This window comes from Phocaeicola sartorii JCM 17136 = DSM 21941 (assembly GCF_054653615.1).
Window position 1 is genome coordinate 1397528 of sequence record NZ_BAAIFW010000005.1, and the last position, 15646, is coordinate 1413173.

19 protein-coding genes and 1 pseudogene are annotated in these 15646 nt (G+C 42.3%); 13 read left to right on the forward strand and 7 right to left on the reverse strand.

Annotated features, from left to right (window positions below):
- Positions 1-110 precede the first annotated feature (110 nt).
- The 12 genes and pseudogenes from ACYQ0C_RS05845 (at position 111) to ACYQ0C_RS05900 (ending at position 9455) form a co-directional block, all read left to right on the forward strand.
- Positions 111-2492 carry a hybrid sensor histidine kinase/response regulator gene (locus ACYQ0C_RS05845; RefSeq protein WP_016278391.1) on the forward strand — a complete coding sequence of 794 codons (2382 nt, stop codon included), beginning with the start codon at positions 111-113 and terminating at the stop codon, positions 2490-2492.
- A complete protein-coding gene (locus ACYQ0C_RS05850; RefSeq protein WP_016278390.1) occupies positions 2464-3762 on the forward strand; it encodes a sigma-54-dependent transcriptional regulator in 1299 nt (432 codons plus the stop codon). The genes ACYQ0C_RS05845 and ACYQ0C_RS05850 overlap by 29 nt, the downstream gene beginning before the upstream one ends.
- 196 nt (positions 3763-3958) lie before the next feature.
- Complete coding sequence (locus tag ACYQ0C_RS05855) at positions 3959-4588, forward strand: RteC domain-containing protein (RefSeq protein ID WP_016278389.1); 630 nt, start codon at positions 3959-3961, stop codon at positions 4586-4588.
- A gap of 430 nt (positions 4589-5018) precedes the next feature.
- Positions 5019-6053: a DUF6047 family protein gene (locus ACYQ0C_RS05860; protein WP_016278387.1), complete on the forward strand. Its 1035-nt coding sequence runs from the start codon at positions 5019-5021 to the stop codon at positions 6051-6053.
- Between the two features lie 5 nt (positions 6054-6058).
- A complete protein-coding gene (locus ACYQ0C_RS05865) occupies positions 6059-6235 on the forward strand; it encodes a hypothetical protein (RefSeq protein ID WP_009860284.1) in 177 nt (58 codons plus the stop codon).
- A complete protein-coding gene (locus ACYQ0C_RS05870) occupies positions 6236-6952 on the forward strand; it encodes a DUF6047 family protein (RefSeq protein WP_016278386.1) in 717 nt (238 codons plus the stop codon).
- Positions 6953-6963: 11 nt separating this feature from the next.
- Complete coding sequence (locus tag ACYQ0C_RS05875) at positions 6964-7293, forward strand: hypothetical protein (protein ID WP_016278385.1); 330 nt, start codon at positions 6964-6966, stop codon at positions 7291-7293.
- Positions 7294-7350: 57 nt separating this feature from the next.
- Entirely contained in the window at positions 7351-8088 is a 738-nt protein-coding gene (locus tag ACYQ0C_RS05880; RefSeq protein WP_025076628.1) for a DUF6047 family protein, read from the forward strand.
- 295 nt (positions 8089-8383) lie between these two features.
- A complete protein-coding gene (locus tag ACYQ0C_RS05885) occupies positions 8384-8548 on the forward strand; it encodes a helix-turn-helix domain-containing protein (protein ID WP_025076627.1) in 165 nt (54 codons plus the stop codon).
- A 4-nt stretch (positions 8549-8552) separates the two neighbouring features.
- Positions 8553-8854: pseudogene (locus ACYQ0C_RS05890) on the forward strand (helix-turn-helix domain-containing protein).
- 163 nt (positions 8855-9017) lie between these two features.
- Positions 9018-9194: a hypothetical protein gene (locus ACYQ0C_RS05895; protein ID WP_016278381.1), complete on the forward strand. Its 177-nt coding sequence runs from the start codon at positions 9018-9020 to the stop codon at positions 9192-9194.
- Complete coding sequence (locus tag ACYQ0C_RS05900; RefSeq protein WP_025076626.1) at positions 9195-9455, forward strand: hypothetical protein; 261 nt, start codon at positions 9195-9197, stop codon at positions 9453-9455. It abuts the gene before it with no gap.
- Positions 9456-9761: 306 nt separating this feature from the next.
- Here ACYQ0C_RS05900 and ACYQ0C_RS05905 read toward each other — a convergent pair whose 3' ends face one another.
- From ACYQ0C_RS05905 to ACYQ0C_RS05930, 6 genes are all read right to left on the reverse strand, one after another.
- Complete coding sequence (locus ACYQ0C_RS05905) at positions 9762-9953, reverse strand: hypothetical protein (protein ID WP_016278380.1); 192 nt, start codon at positions 9951-9953, stop codon at positions 9762-9764.
- 58 nt (positions 9954-10011) lie between these two features.
- Complete coding sequence (locus ACYQ0C_RS05910) at positions 10012-10302, reverse strand: hypothetical protein (protein WP_016272770.1); 291 nt, start codon at positions 10300-10302, stop codon at positions 10012-10014.
- 267 nt (positions 10303-10569) lie between these two features.
- Entirely contained in the window at positions 10570-11523 is a 954-nt protein-coding gene (locus ACYQ0C_RS05915; protein WP_016278379.1) for a manganese catalase family protein, read from the reverse strand.
- A gap of 178 nt (positions 11524-11701) precedes the next feature.
- Entirely contained in the window at positions 11702-11974 is a 273-nt protein-coding gene (locus tag ACYQ0C_RS05920) for a hypothetical protein (RefSeq protein WP_016272768.1), read from the reverse strand.
- Between the two features lie 83 nt (positions 11975-12057).
- Positions 12058-12354 carry a YtxH domain-containing protein gene (locus ACYQ0C_RS05925; protein WP_016278378.1) on the reverse strand — a complete coding sequence of 99 codons (297 nt, stop codon included), beginning with the start codon at positions 12352-12354 and terminating at the stop codon, positions 12058-12060.
- 29 nt (positions 12355-12383) lie between these two features.
- Positions 12384-12641, reverse strand: a complete 258-nt coding sequence (locus tag ACYQ0C_RS05930) for a GlsB/YeaQ/YmgE family stress response membrane protein (RefSeq protein WP_016278377.1) — start codon at positions 12639-12641, stop codon at positions 12384-12386.
- A 455-nt stretch (positions 12642-13096) separates the two neighbouring features.
- On the opposite strand from ACYQ0C_RS05930, the gene ACYQ0C_RS05935 reads away from it, so the two are divergent.
- A complete protein-coding gene (locus tag ACYQ0C_RS05935) occupies positions 13097-14383 on the forward strand; it encodes a histidine-type phosphatase (protein WP_032941511.1) in 1287 nt (428 codons plus the stop codon).
- A 158-nt stretch (positions 14384-14541) separates the two neighbouring features.
- Here the strand turns inward: ACYQ0C_RS05935 and ACYQ0C_RS05940 are convergent, their stop codons facing one another.
- Positions 14542-15615, reverse strand: a complete 1074-nt coding sequence (locus ACYQ0C_RS05940; RefSeq protein WP_016278375.1) for a mechanosensitive ion channel family protein — start codon at positions 15613-15615, stop codon at positions 14542-14544.
- Between the last annotated feature and the right edge of the window lie 31 nt (positions 15616-15646).

The following is a 15646-nucleotide window of genomic DNA, read 5'->3' on the forward strand; positions in this document are numbered from 1 at the left end:
TTTGAGTATTGATTTTATCTGATGCCAGAATGGAACTATAGCCAAAATCACAGATATCACTTTAATGTAAAACGCATATCATGGTATAATTTAGAATGAAAACAGAACAAATGCAAATAAATAACTCGTCGGTATCTCTCCGGTTAAAAATTATTGTCGGATATGTATCGTTACTCATATTCCTTATTATCATTGTTTCTCTTGTGTGGCTGGAACATCAGAAGATGGAAATGTTGAATAGTGAAGAATTACTTATCAAGCAAAAAAGAGAAGCCGTGAACCGGACTTTTGAAAAACTGCTTGACTTCTCCTTTTCTGATGATTTCCTGCTATTACGTGACAAGGATAAATTCAATGAATACCGGATGAAGCGTGAAATAGCAACCACCGCTTTGAACGGACTGAAACGATACTATCCGTCCGACATACAACATGCACAAATCGACACAATATCTTTGCTTTTACAGGAAAAAGAAGCACTATTGCTTGGAGTGATGAATACTCTTTCGGATTTACTGCATTCTGACAGTTTGTTCCAACGGAGAATACCTTCTGTCGCTTTACAAATGCATACTATATTGTTACCAGACAAACCAGAAAAGACGGGAAAAAGGCTGAGTGGTTTCTTTGGGATATTTAAAAAGAAAGAAGAAAAATCTGTCTATGCATACCAAAAGGAAAAAACGAAACAGCCGTCCGCATCCCAACAAATAACCAGGGAACTTTATTCCCTGCAAAAAGAAATGTCTATACAATATACCGACTACTGGAATAAGTTGACCACCTACTCCGACAGTTTGCAATGGCGTAACACAGAACTGAATTCACAAATAAACACACTTATTGGTGAGTTTGAACAAGTAGTTATCAAGCAAGCAGAAAAAGAAATAGAGGAAATTACCACATCAAGGGAGCAATCATTTCGTATCATTCTGTTTATAGCCGCTATCGCCATCCTGCTAATAGTGATATTTTACCTTTTTATCCATCAGGACATAAGAAAGAGGCAGGAATATCGGCTGAAACTGGAAGCGTCTGACTGCCGGAATCGTGAACTGCTGGCCGCGCGCCGTAATCTTATACTGACAGTAAGCCATGACCTCCGTGTACCGCTCGGTACTATCAGCGAATATGCAGAATTATTACAAGATGAAAAAAGTCCGGAACAGAGCAAAGGGTATGCAATGAATATCCTGCATGCCTCGCGCCATGTCATTGGGTTGGCAAATAACCTGCTGTATTATTACAGGCTGGAAGCGGAAAAGGAACAGCCGGAAAAAGAAATCTTTCATTTGGGGCGGACAATTGAAGATGCTGCCCACTCATTCTTATCGGTAGCGGAAAAGAAAGGGTTGGACTTGGTAATAAAAGTGATAGATTCTGATATACTTGTTGAGGGGGATTGCGGGCGGTTGGTGCAAATACTCAATAATCTGATCTCAAATGCAGTAAAGTTTACCAGTGCCGGATATATACAAGTAGGCGCACAATACCGGGTCGGAAAGCTATCCTTCTTCATTAGAGATACGGGCATAGGTATTGATAAGGAAAGTCAGGAACAGATATTCACCGCTTTTGAACGAGGTAAAGCGCCAAATGCGGAAGAAGGCTTCGGACTGGGATTGGCGATAACATATAAATTGGTAACATTGCTGGAAGGTACTATCCATGTCCAAAGCACACCGGGACACGGAAGCACATTCGAGGTATGCCTACCTATGCGTGAAACAAATGGAAAAACAGACACAATAAAAACACCTTTGGAAGGTGGTGAACTTTCAGGAATGAGGGTGCTGGTAATAGATGATGACCGGATACAACTGGAAGTAATCCAAAAGATGTATGCACGCCATGGAGTGGAATGTGATTGCTGCCTGAATGTAAGTGAACTGATCGCAGCATTACGCCGTAACCGTTATGACCTTATGCTTACGGATATGAGGATGTTGGAAATGGACGGTTATGGAGTACTGGCCTTACTTCGTGGCAGCAACTTCGGCCAAACAAGAACACTTCCTGTATTGGCTGTAACCGCACAGGCGGACAAGAAACCGGAATATTTCAGAAAAGCCGGTTTTGCGGACTGCTTGTATAAGCCTTTCTCGCAGAAAGAATTAGTGTCGGTTACCTCATATATAGACAGAACGAATTTTGCAGCTATCATGGAGGGTGAAGATAATACGAGGGAACTATTGGATATGTTCATAGAGGACACGGAAAAGGAACTCTCTGAAATGCAGGACGCTTTGGAAACGGCAAATTATATGCAATTGAGGCATATCATACACAAAGCTGCTCCATTATGGGGGATGATTCGTATCAATGTACCCTTGAATGAACTGGAAGAGATGGCTTCACTATCCTCTGAAAAATGGTGTAAGGAATTGGATGCCCGTATTAAAAGACTGATGAAAGCAGTGGAACAGGCCGTAAAAAAAGCGAAAGAATTAAAGTTTGAACCGGATGAAAACCATATTGGTAGTAGAAGATGACCGGATATATGCACGTACTACCGCCAACTGGCTGGTAAAAAACGGGATGGATGCCCGTTACGTGCTGTCAGTAAATTCCGCAAAAGAATTTCTAAGCGATCACGAAGTAGATCTGGTCTTGTCGGATTTCCGCCTTGGTGACTGTAATGGTGTGGAATTGCTCGAATGGATGAGGGTACATGGATATCGTATGCCTTTTCTAATCATGACAGGATATGGAGATATACCTGGTGCTGTCGAAGCTGTAAAGAAAGGGGCTGACAATTATCTCCCCAAACCCGTACAAACAGAAAAAGTACTTGATGTCATCCGTGAACTGTTGGAACGTAGGGAGAAAAGGAGAAATCCGGAGCAGGCTTTTTATGTCTGTAAAAGTCCATTGGCAGTAAAACTTCAGGAGATGGTTCGTTTGGTAGCTCCCGCAGAAAGCTTATCCGTATTGATACGTGGCGCATCGGGTACAGGTAAGGAATGGGTGGCGCGACGGATCCATGCACTTGGCGGACGTTCGGACGCTCCTTTTGTAGCGGTGGATTGCGGGGCATTACCACGGGAGCTGGCCGCATCGGAATTGTTTGGACATAAAAAAGGTACTTTTACGGGAGCAACTGAAGATAAAACCGGCATGTTTACTGCCGCCAATCATGGAACATTGTTCCTGGATGAAATTGGTAATCTGAACATGGAAACTCAGGTATTACTATTACGTGCCTTGCAAGAGAAACGTTATAGACCTCTTGGCGGAAAGGAAGAGATACAAGCGGACATACGACTGCTTACAGCCACCAATGAGGATTTAGAACGGGCTATAAGTGAGGGGCGGTTCAGGGAAGACTTGTTCCATCGGTTGAACGAATTTCCGCTTCATGTTCCGTCATTGAGAGAGTGTGCGGATGATATTATTCCGTTAGCCGGATTCTTTCTTTCCTATGCGAACGAGGAATTGGGAAAGAAAGTGAAGGAATTTGATATGGACGTGAGGAAGGCTTTCAGGGCTTATTCATGGCCGGGCAATATCCGTGAGTTAAAAAGTGTGGTGAGGCGTGCGTGTGTATTGGCGCAGGATGAATGGATTACACTTAAAGACATCAACCTTCCGATGGAGATAAAACCATCGGATAATTACCGGCTGGATATGGAGCGTACGGAATTGGAAGCGATAGTGAAAGCATTGGAAACTACGGGTAATGATCGGAAAGCTGCCTCCCAGCTGTTGGGTATATCCCGGAGTACGCTTTATTTGAAACTGAAAAAATACGGTTTAAACTGAATGTGTCCATAATTCTGAACACATTGTGTCTGATGGGGATAATAAATGCAGACACGTTTTGGAAATAATGCATGGTAACATATTAATTGTCAATGCATTAATGTGTTTGTCTTTCTGTGGCATAGCACTTGCCCTTTATGGTCATGACAAGTGACGGTGAAAACCGGAACAGTTTCAAACTTTAAAATTTAATGCCATGAGAACATTGACAAATACTCTTCTATTCAATATGTTCACCTCCTACATGACAGGCTCTGAACTTATGTCGGAAGAATTACCTGCCGCCTATGATGATTTTGCAAACCTGCTTGCCGGACTGTCGCAAGATAAGGATAGAATGAAGCTATTAAGACGGTTGAACTACACGAGGATAGAACTTTCTTTTATGCAACAGACCTGCAATACTATAAAAGAAGGACGACATATACTCTATGATGTGTTTATCAACAAAACTCTTTCCTTATTGGAAGCGGAAATAGAAATGATGAAAGATTATATCCGTCACCATGCGGATGATACCGATATGAAAATGGAAATCCACCGGCAGGGTGATAAATGGAAATCCACTCTTCGCTGGAATGGTACGGATAATGACCTGATAGAATTAGTGGCTGCATTGATGGCCGCCGGAGTTGTGGACTGTGGGGAAGGAAAGAAGCTTACCATTGTAGATGTCATCAGAGTATTTGAGGATGCTTTTAACCTGAAAATAAATGCCTTATACACCAAACGGGGAAAGGTGTTTGATCGCTGTACGGTTTCCACTCCTTTTATTGACTCTATTCGCAAAAGTTATATCAAGATGTTGGACGAACGGCTGGCGTAAAGTTTGCATGCCAACAGCCGCCAAAAGGTGACTTGTGTGTCCGCCGTGTTGCAGATTGACGGTCAAAGCGCTTTCTTTGCATCTATAAAATTTCTATAAACAAATCAAGATTATGGGATTACTGAAAGATTGGACGACCCGCTGGATAACCCGTTTATCGGGGCGGACAGCGGGAGGGCCAGGGAGCGTGTTCATCACGCTGGACGAAAAAAATACCCCGGTGGATGTACACACGGGTGATGCCGTACCGAAAGCGTATGAGGATTATATCGGGAAGATGATGAAGAGCTTCGACAAACGGGGCTACCTACCCGGCTGAACGATTCTAAAAGCGGATTTCGCAGATAAAGGGAAGATACCTTCCCGACGGGGAGAACTGGCGGACTGGTATTTTCATACTCTGGTTCCGGCTATTCATAGACACAAGGCAGTGACGGGAAGGCAGATTCCTTTGAGGGATGCGGCCTATACGCTGAAAACGGGGTTGAAACTGTTCAGCCGCCGGGCATCATCCACAGCACTGCAAAAAGACAAGCAATATAAAGAGTTTATCCGGCATAACGAGGCGGAAGGCTGGAACAATGAAAAACTGTCGGGCGAAAAGTGGCGAGTGTATGCCGTGGCGACGGATGAGGGCGTATTGTTCTTCTCGGACAACGAAAAGGGCATGAAAGCCCGCAACAGCTATCTGCAATATCTGGCGGATGGATTTTTCAATATGACCAAAGGGGCGGAAACATTGAAACTGTATGAGATAGAGACACCTTCCCGACAAGTGGCGGAACTGGCGGACAACTGCATCGACAAACTGGCGAAAAGCGATTTGCGCAGTGCCGATATGCAACTGCGTAAATCGAAGTTCAGCTTCACTTCTGAGAAACTGGCAGGAAAAGAAATGCTGGAAGGTGCCGTCTGCACGGACAAATACGATTTAAGACCGGATTACAGTAACTTTGACCGGTTGACGAAGGACTTCAATCTGGGTATTTCGCCACGTAATTATGACGTGGCCTCTCTGCTTTATATTTCGGAAAACGGGTATGCCGGTCATGTGACGACAGACTATTTTCATCCGTTCAGTTATGAGTATGAGTTCCGAGATTTGGCTGAAAAGTTGGGTGACAGCATCAAGGCACGGCAATCGGCGCCAATGTCGTCACATGATTTCGGCTATGCGGCCTTGCAGACGGAAGCGAAGGTAATGGCAAGGGATATTCTGCAATCGGAGTTTCATATAACGGACGGGGAATTTAAGTTGGGCGGAAGTATCAACCGGATGGAAAAAACAGAAAGAATGCAAACAGCTTCTTATCAGCGTTCTAAAGAACAAAAGACAGGTAAATCATTCGATACAGCCCCCATACGGGAAGTTCCTGCGCAGAAACGGGGTAACGGTCAACGGCAGGCAAAGCATGTGGTCTCCATTACTCCGGATAAAAAGGAAAAGAAACAACTAATCATATAGAATTTATGGAAGAAAAGAAAATGCAAGCGGTGGAAAGCGGCAGTCTGTATATGACGCTGGATGCTTTTTACCGCCCCGTTTATTTAAGTATGCGGGGACAGGGAGAAGAAGGATTCTCCCGATATATCAGCAACAACGTACGGTTTCATACTGCAAGCAGGGAATTTGTACCCGACCACTGAATGTTCCGTTTCGACTTCAGAGACAAAAGTCTGATTCCCCCCATACTCGGAACGGATAATGCGAATTATCTGGAACGGCTCACGCCGGTATTGGAACGGGAAAGGATTCATCCTTCGGGTGTGGTAAGACTGCGGGATGCGGCATTCTGTGAGGAAAGGGGTATCGTACAACTGTCGTCATCGGCGGAACATACGGTCTTATTGGAGAATGATGACTACAGGCGGTTGGGGCACCGTTTCGGAATGAACGGGGACGTGATAAGGAACGGACTGGCCGTTTTTCCTACTTGTACGGCAGTAGAATACGGACAGAAGGTGTTGCTACTGGGAAAAACGGACAAAGGGGACAAGGCATTAGAAGAGTTTCTGAACGATTTGACCGGATACTTTTTCGATGGGAAACGAAAGCCGGAGGAATTGAGGTTCCATGAAGTGGCACCGCTGGATGCGAAGTTCCGGGCGGAAATTGGAGACTGCAAGACTGCCTCACCGGATATACTTCGATACGGGATTTGTACGAAACGTTGTGGCATGGCACCGACACTAAGAAACTTTAACCGGCTGAGAAACTTGCAACTAATGAGTGCGCCACTGACAAAGGAGCAGGAACGGATTGTTTCGATGCTGGTTACACGACCGGATAATGTGCGGTTTCCGGATATGGAAGTGAAGACGAGGATACCGTTTAAAAAGAAGGGACAGAGTATAAACATTTAAATTTTTGATATATGGAAAATGAACAGAACGGAACGACAAAAGGCGGTAGCGTATATATAACTGTGGACAAATTTTTCAATCCCGTACATGTCAGCATGAAAGGTACGGGTGAGGAAGGTTATCAGGAGTTCATGCAGGAAGATGTGGAGAAAGCATTGAAATGCGAGGAAATGCCGGCTATGAGTCTGATGTATTATAATGTGCCCGATATGGGTATCGTGCCGCCATTGCAGGAAGGGGACAATGAGGATTACCTGAAAAGGCTGGAAAAGGCAATGGACGAGCATGGAATCATATTGCAGAGGTACCAGCGCTTGTCGGAAGTGGTGTATTGCCTGTGAAATGAAATAGACCCGTTTTCGAAGGATGAGACTTATACCCGCTGGCTCACGCCGAAGATATGGACGGAAATAAAGTCGTCACCCGTAGCGATGGCGGATATGCTGGATGATTTGAAGCACGGGAATAAGTTCTATACGGGTGTTGAGACGGACAAGGGGGTATTGCTTTTCAGCCGGAATTATGAGGGAAACCATCAATACGGGGCTTTTATGGAGGCGAATATCGAGAGGCGTTTCTTTGAGCCGGACTTTGAAGGCAAGTCGCTGACGGTATATGAAATTCGGGGATGGCCTTCGCTGATGGCAGGAAAAATAAACCGCTGTTATGATAGTTATGACAGCCTGCTGCCATTGGAAAAGATTCCGGTGGATGCCTATCTGGATAAATCGGCTTTGAAAAGTGTTACGCACAAAGAGGAGTATGACCTTTCACCCACATGGAAGAATTATGCTCGGCTGACGGATGGTGAAAAGGGACTTGGTTTAGCCCGAAGCGTGGATAATTATGACCGGATGACATTGCTGTATATCATGGACAAGGGTTATCCGAGGGACGGACTGATAGACGAGTATCCGGACAATTTCAGTTTTCATGAGAAATTTGAAAGGATTGAAAACAAGCTGCTGGGCCGGGACAGATGGAATGTGTATGACGAGATGCAGGAGAAGGCGAAGAAACTGGCCGGGAAACTATTACATGAGCATTTTCCCGATACACGGCAGAAAGAAGATGATGCTCCGAAAATGAAGGTCGAAAGCGAAATACCGAAAAAGAGTAAAGGCAGAAAGATGTAGAATAACAAAAGACAAGTAAAAGGATGGAAGCCCGTTGCTGCATGGATGCAGGGACGAGCTTTTGTTTTATCAGGCCAATGCACGCCAACGGGTGACTCTGATTTCGGCGGTTTGGAAGGTATGTAAGATGTGCCTTATTTTGCCGCATATTCAGAAACTTAAAAATGATTTTAGTATGGAACTGACGATTATTGATACAAGCGCGTATCAAGAACTGAGAAAGCTGGTCAGTACACTGGCCGCACAAATGGGTGACTTTCAAAAAAAGATTGCCCCGCCCGCACTGGGCAAATGAATGGATGCGCAGGAAGTATGTTTGGCATTGGGCATATCTAAAAGATGCCTGCAAAACTATCGGGATAACGGACTTATCCCTTACTTGAATGTAGGAGGAAAGTTCTTCTACCGGGAAGTGGATATTCAGGAGATTTTGGAAAGCGGACTAACTAAAAGAAAATAAAGGGATGGCAGAGATTATCACAAAAGATTCGGAAGAGTTTAAGGATTTGATCGGATGGATCAGGAGAATGGGAAAAGCGGTGGAGGAAGCAACGGCACGGATACGTCCGACAATCGTAGACGAACATTACCTGACCGGGGACGATGTATGTGCCATGCTGCACATCTCATGACGCACACTGCAAACGCTGAGAGATGAAAAGGCAGTGCCATATACCAATATCGGGGGAAACTGCTTTATCCCGAAAGCGGGCTATATGATGTACTGAGAAAGAATTATAGGGATTTCAGACGTTTTAAGCATTAGAACAATTATGTTCCAAACTGCCGGAGATGGATGTGCCTGCTGATGTTGTCCACAGCCGGGAAGATCCAATCCAGAAACAAGGAAACAGACAGCAACGGGCAAAACATATCGTTTCGATTATTCCACACAAGAAAGAAAAGAAACAATTAATTATTTAGAGTTTATGGAAGAGAAGAAAATGCAAATGGCTGAAAGCGGCAGCTTGTATATGACGCTGGATGCCTTTTACCGTCCCATGTATCTGAGTATGCGGGGACAGGGAGAAGAAGGCTTTTCCCGTTACATCAGCAATAACGTACGGTTTCATACACCAGGCCGGGTATTTGTACCCGATCACTGAATGTTCCGTTTCGACTTCCGGGACAAGGTGATGATTCCGCCTATATTTGTAACGGACAATGCGGATTATCTGGAACGGCTGTGTCTGGTGCTGGAGAGGGAAAAGATTCATCCTTCAGGGATAGTGAGGTTACGGGATACGGCATTCTGTGAGGAAAGGAGCATCGTGCTTCAACCGGCTGAGAAATCTGCAACTGATGAGTGTGCCTCTCTCAAAGGAGTAGCAGCGGATTATCTCGCTGCTGGTTACACGACCGGATAATGCCCGGTTTCTGGAAACGGAAATGAAAGGGGGATACCGTTCAAAAAGAAAGGACAAGGTGTAAATATTTAATTCTTTGATGTATGGAAAATGAACAGAAGGGAACGCCAAAAGGCGGCAGTGTACACTTCATGTGTATTTTTTTTTGATCTGTTTACAGTCAAATAACAACTTAAAACTGTATCAAATAAACATATCCAAGTATTCTTTTTTTGCCATATTTTCAAAAGGACTATGCATCACGCACTGTCCTTTTCTTATTAGAACTTTAAACACCCGAATATCTTACCAATTTGGTTTTCGTCATTACCTGTCTAGCCATGCTCCTACCTTCTCTTTAAAGAAGAAAGTATAGAGGAATGCTCCTATCCAGCTTGTAAGGACTACCAGCAGGATTGCCATAAGTTTTTTTTCTTTCGGTATTCTCAGGCAACCTATTTCCCAGGCGCATCTTATAGTCAGAACTATTCCAACGACCCAAATAGCAAGAATATTCATACCTGTATAAATTAAATGAGAGATAGTAAATCGAGATATAAAGGTTTATATGACAGTCTTAATCAAGCTGCTTTTTTACTTCATCTTTAGCTTTGTTATAATCCTTTTTTATTTCTTTTTTTACCTTTTCCGTACCTTGTTGCACGTCTTTCTTGGTTTCTTTCCAGGCATCTTTAACTTTGTCGGCACCATCCTCTATTTTGTTAGAGGCCTTGTCTAATGCGTCATTTACGTTTTCTTTTGCATTTTCAATCTGCTGTTCTGTCCGGTTCTGTTCTTTTTTGTCCCGACAGGATGATGCGGACAGTGCAAATAAAATTGTCAGTGTGATAAACATTATCTTTTTCATATAGTTCTCTATTTTTGCTTGTTATACAATATGTTTTAGGATTTCCGGTGGAGAAACCAGTTCTCCACCGGGATGAAGATTTAGACTTCATACTGTCGGAAGATCAAGTTATTTCTTTTCCGATTTTTTGTTTGAAGCAGCAGGCTTACTTTCTTTAGCTTTGCTTTGGGTACACTTTTTGCCACCCTTTGCTTCCATCTGTTTTTTTTCGTTCTTTGTTGTCATAAAATTTAGTTTTTAAGTTAAACAATAGTAGAACTGGAAGTCTTATTTGTTTCCGTTCTTAGCATTTCCATATTCACACCAACGCATTTCTCCTTTAGGGATATGGGAGAGTATCTCGCTGCTCCGTTCCTTGGCTAGTTTTTCATCTGTCTGGCGTACTTCCTTTTCCGTACGTTTGGTGCCTTCAGGTTTACGTTGAAGTAGTCCGTCAGTACTTCTGACTTCCTCCAGTGGATTCTCAATATATTGCCATTCTTCTTTGAGCCTCGTACTTTTGCCTTCGTTCCATGGTCCGCGGGCTTCCTTTCCTTTGGAATCATTAAAATAAAGGTTACTGTATCGGGGGGATGTTTGGAATACTCCCGGAGGAAAGTTAGGCTGAATAGTTTCCAGAGCGGCCTCAAACTGTTGAAAATGGGTCACTTCGCGAGTCATAAGGAATGTGAGCGTTTCTTTTACAAGTGGGTCATCCGTAAGTGGGATAAGGTTTTCGTAACCTATCTTGGCACGTGCTTCACCCGCCATGTTGGAACGGAGGTCCACTGTCAGGTCAGCATTGGCCGATACATAGGTGGCACACCATGGGTTCCCGTTGCTATCGGTCAGCACGGGACTACCGGGAGCTGTTACCAGAAACGCAGGATTGGTGAAGGCTTGGTGGATAAGATCCTCTTTGCCTGCTTTTCCTCCCATCATGGTACGCAGAGGAGTATCTTCCAATACATCCTTCATTTCTCCGTTTACTGGTCCGAGGAGCATCTGGATGGTTGCACCTACGATTTCAAGATGGCCGAACTCCTCAGTGGCAATATCCATGAGCATGTCATATTTGTCAGGGTAGGGGTTATGGCAACTGAATGCCTGTACAAAATACTGTAGAGCGGATTTCAACTCACCGTTGGCCCCTCCGAATGCCTCAAGCATCACACGAGCAAAACGAGGATCCGGCTGTGATACACGGGCATTGAACTGAAGATCTTTTACATGGTAAAACATAACAGATTCATTTTTAAGTTAATAATTCAGGTTAATTTTAGATGTACATCTGTATATTAAAGATAGGAATATCCTTGCCGGGCCGTATATACAGACCGGAAGAGGTTTATCCAATCAAGTCAAGAGGGTAAAGTTGTCGGTAGAGATATAAATGAGAAAGGATCGGAGAAAATGAATTTTATTCCTCCAGTTTGTCCAGTTCAGACATATATTTCTTTATATAATGACAATTTCCGTCGCATATCCTTTTCCGCACTCCCACGGAAAGGGAAGAGTCCATACATTTGTTTCCGAACAGACAGCTGCACCTGAGTCTATACGCTTCCAAGCTTTTATTCCTCTCATCCGTACGGCCCTCTGTATAGGCGGACAGGCATAGCGTGTACAATTCTTCATAACTCTTTTCCCGCAGGGATGCGGGAGTATATTGGCATTTATTGTTCCATTTCATATTCATTAATCATTAATTCAAGTGAAATGGATCGGGAAGCATTGAAAATACATCCCGTAATTTTAGTTGTTTGTTATAGTAGCCTATTTTTTGGCTTCTAAAGCAGCTGCATGGACTTTACTTTTCAGAGTGTCAGCCTTTTCGGCAACGTCAAAGGTCGCATCTGCAACCTTGTCGGCGGTTTTGGTACTTGCATCCAGTGCTTTGTCTCTCACGGTTTCTGCAAGGTTTTCAGCACGATCGGCAATCTTTGCCATGGCATTATGAATTTTCTTTTTTAGCATCTTGGCTTTTGCCGTACGTGAAAAACGTTGAGCAAGTGCTCCGATGGCCGAACCTATTGCCAGCCCAATCAAAAAGTTAGATTTACTAGTTTCCATAATCAAAAAGGGTTTAGGTTAATAAAAAATTAAATATCAGTTCTTCTGGGATGACGAAAGAAGGATATGATCCACAATAATAGAACTGCACCGATAACAGAGGTGAAAAGGCTACCCAGAAGGCCTGTGGTAGTAATTCCCAATAAGCCGAATACCCAGCCACCCAATACGCCACCTACAATACCTACGAGTAGGTTAATGAGAAGTCCGAAACCGCCTCCTCTCATAATCTTGCCGGCTATGAGTCCGGCAACGATTCCAATGATAATGTACCAAATAAAATACATAATATTAAGTTTTAGTTAAAATAATACTGTTGGAACAGATGGCTTGAGGAATCATATCAGACGGAAAACCATCGGTCCCGTTTTGAAAAAAAAACATGTTGTGTAAGAAAATGGTTTGGGTGTAAAAAAAGGATTTAACAACAATTTTCATTTTAATAATAGGCTGGCTGGCTATATTAGTACTATTTATATGTTTATCCCATGTAGTGTTTTATTGCCAAGTAACTATGTCATGCAGTCAATATTTCAAACTTGTAATTGATAAAAGTTGTGGCCTAATATTTTGATAATAAATGATATAACTCCATATGTCGTTCTTTCTGATGGCCGTTGGCTGAAGATGTATAACAACCGAAGATGCCTTGATACTATGGTATTGAATTCTCTCAGAGTCGTTTATAAGTAAACATAATCCTTCTTTCATCGTTATAATCTACACATATAAGATTTATGATATGAAAGGATTATTGTTAATTGGAATTTTTATGTTTTGCCCCGTTTCCATCTTATGGGGACAGGATAGGATACAACAATACGCAGGGACAGCCATGCCGTATCCTGTTGTGAAAGACTCGTCTGGCTTTTTTCAGGATAGTATGGTTCCGTTTTATATTAATCATCTGGGGAGACATGGAGCGCGTTTTCCAACTTCAGGAAAGGCTTTGAATAGAGTGAAGGAGATTCTGGAATTGGCTCGACGAGAAAATAGGCTAACATCAGGAGGAGTAACCTTGCTTTCTACAATACAGAATCTATCGGAAACTTTTGACGGACAATGGGGGAAGTTATCAGTGGTGGGAGAGGAGGAACAACGGGGTATTGCCAGACGTATGATAGAACGCTATCCACAGTTATTCAGTGATTCTGTCAAAGTGCAGGCAATTGCGACATATGTTCCCCGTTGTATACATAGTATGGATGCATTTCTTGCTTGTATGGTAGAGTTTAATTCTTCTTTACACATACAACGCAATGAAGGGAAGCAATATAATGATATTCTTCGTTTCTTCGATTTAAACCAATCTTATGTTGATTATAAAGAAAATGGTGATTGGCGTCCTATATACGAGACTTTTGTGCGACGAAAGATTTCTCCTGCTTCTGTTATGGAAAACTTCTTTCTGGAATCAGGGCAGGAAACAGATAAGGAGGCAGAGGAATTTGTCATGGCTTTATTCTCCATTGCTGCCATACTACCAGATACAGGTACTCCGATAAATTTGGATGGTCTTTTCACAATAGGTGAATGGGATAATTACTGGCAGACTCAGAATTTGCGACAATATATGAGTAAAAGTTCTTCGCCGGTTGGGCGAATGTTGCCTGTTGCAATTGCATGGCCTCTGCTATCAGAATTTATTCATTCAGCTGATGAAGTGATAAAGGGCAAGTCGGATACCAGGGCGAACTTTCGTTTTGCTCATGCAGAGACAGTTATTCCTTTTGTAGCATTAATGGGTATAGAAGGAACAGATGTTAAAGTTGTTGTTCCTGATTCTGTATCTAAATATTGGAAAGATTATGAGATTGCTCCGATGGCTGCTAATGTACAGTGGATTTTTTATCATGACAAGGCTCGAGAAATATGGGTGAAATTTCTTTTGAATGAAAAAGAAATGACACTTCCTGTTTCAACTTCCCGTTTTCCTTATTATCGATGGGAAACTGTCTGCATGTATTTAAAGAAACGGGTTGAAATGGCGAAAAAGGTACTTGAATCTTTTTCAGATAATTGTAAATAAGGTAGATATGGGTTGAGTATTGGTGTGGTATGAGTGTGATAGAATTGAAAAAGTATCTGTATTATCCCGGCGGTATAGAAATCATTATATACCGTCGGGATTTTTTTTGTTACATTGGATTTATATTAGTGGGGTGATTTGAGGATAAAGTGTGCGTACTATTTTTTCTCTTTTGCCAAATCAGCCAATTCATCCTTTTCAACGTAAATCGTTCGTGTTGGGAATGCGAAATCAATGCCTGCTTTATTGAATGAGTCTAGAATCTCCATATTTACATTTGAAGTTACCATTAAAATATCTCCCTGTTTTTCTATAAAATATATGTACATGATGTTCAGTGCAGAGTCTGTGTATTCTGTAAAAACAGCTGTGGTATCTGATGGTTTGGAAGATACATTTTCTATTCTTTTAGGAATGGCTTTCAGTATATTTAAAGCTTCTTTCATTTTTTCGGATGTTGTGTTGTATGTCAATCCAAGTTTCAAGACGACTCGACGCATCGGTTCGGAAGAGATATTTATGATAGAAGCATCTGTAACTTTATAATTAGGGAAAGTGATGATACGTTTATTGTAGTCCATGATTTTTGTACTTCGAACTCCAACATCAATCACAGTACCTTCGATATTATCCACGCGAATCGTATCACCTATGTTGAAAGGCTTATCTGTCAATATAGTGAAAGCGCCGAACACATTTTTTACAGTGTCTTGGGCTGCTAAGGCAAATGCGATACCTCCAATACCCAGAGTACCTAATAATGCACCAATATTGACTCCAATATTACTTAAGGCCATTACAAGACCGATTATCCACACAATGACCAGTATTGTCCGTCTGATAATGGGCATCATTTTGTTGTTTTGTCCATCCGATTGTCGTCCCCAGTAGATTTGCAATAAACTACTGGATAATCGGGCAAATATCCATGTGATATCCAGAATAATCAGTATCTTGTAAGCATTATCTATTACTTTTACAAAACTATCCGGAGAAACAAGCCTGTGAATAGCTATCCAAATACCTAATAACATAATTGCAAGCTTGACGGGCGATTCTAAAGAATAATAAATTATATCATCCAGCCGATTATTGGTACGGGTGATAAATGGATTGAGTACTTTTCTGCTGAAGAATGATATTAACTTCATCAAAACAATTGTTCCTAAAATAATAAGTATGGAAATACCCCAGTCTTCTAAAGTATTTCCCCAGATTTCTCTTTCTAACATAGCTGGAAATTTTTTAATTAAACATTTTATG

Bases quoted from the DNA above. Each gene is read 5' to 3' on its own strand.
- ACYQ0C_RS05920 (WP_016272768.1), bottom strand. From the start codon at position 11,974: ATGAAATGGAACAATAAATGCCAATATACTCCCGCATCCCTGCGGGAA.
- ACYQ0C_RS05930 (WP_016278377.1), bottom strand. From the start codon at position 12,641: ATGTATTTTATTTGGTACATTATCATTGGAATCGTTGCCGGACTCATA.
- ACYQ0C_RS05925 (WP_016278378.1), bottom strand. From the start codon at position 12,354: ATGGAAACTAGTAAATCTAACTTTTTGATTGGGCTGGCAATAGGTTCG.
- ACYQ0C_RS05935 (WP_032941511.1), top strand. From the start codon at position 13,097: ATGAAAGGATTATTGTTAATTGGAATTTTTATGTTTTGCCCCGTTTCC.
- ACYQ0C_RS05910 (WP_016272770.1), bottom strand. From the start codon at position 10,302: ATGAAAAAGATAATGTTTATCACACTGACAATTTTATTTGCACTGTCC.
- ACYQ0C_RS05875 (WP_016278385.1), top strand. From the start codon at position 6,964: ATGGAAAATGAACAGAACGGAACGACAAAAGGCGGTAGCGTATATATA.
- ACYQ0C_RS05915 (WP_016278379.1), bottom strand. From the start codon at position 11,523: ATGTTTTACCATGTAAAAGATCTTCAGTTCAATGCCCGTGTATCACAG.
- ACYQ0C_RS05870 (WP_016278386.1), top strand. From the start codon at position 6,236: ATGTTCCGTTTCGACTTCAGAGACAAAAGTCTGATTCCCCCCATACTC.
- ACYQ0C_RS05905 (WP_016278380.1), bottom strand. From the start codon at position 9,953: ATGAATATTCTTGCTATTTGGGTCGTTGGAATAGTTCTGACTATAAGA.
- ACYQ0C_RS05900 (WP_025076626.1), top strand. From the start codon at position 9,195: ATGTTCCGTTTCGACTTCCGGGACAAGGTGATGATTCCGCCTATATTT.
- ACYQ0C_RS05845 (WP_016278391.1), top strand. From the start codon at position 111: ATGCAAATAAATAACTCGTCGGTATCTCTCCGGTTAAAAATTATTGTC.
- ACYQ0C_RS05865 (WP_009860284.1), top strand. From the start codon at position 6,059: ATGGAAGAAAAGAAAATGCAAGCGGTGGAAAGCGGCAGTCTGTATATG.
- ACYQ0C_RS05855 (WP_016278389.1), top strand. From the start codon at position 3,959: ATGAGAACATTGACAAATACTCTTCTATTCAATATGTTCACCTCCTAC.
- ACYQ0C_RS05885 (WP_025076627.1), top strand. From the start codon at position 8,384: ATGGATGCGCAGGAAGTATGTTTGGCATTGGGCATATCTAAAAGATGC.
- ACYQ0C_RS05895 (WP_016278381.1), top strand. From the start codon at position 9,018: ATGGAAGAGAAGAAAATGCAAATGGCTGAAAGCGGCAGCTTGTATATG.
- ACYQ0C_RS05940 (WP_016278375.1), bottom strand. From the start codon at position 15,615: ATGTTAGAAAGAGAAATCTGGGGAAATACTTTAGAAGACTGGGGTATT.
- ACYQ0C_RS05850 (WP_016278390.1), top strand. From the start codon at position 2,464: ATGAAAACCATATTGGTAGTAGAAGATGACCGGATATATGCACGTACT.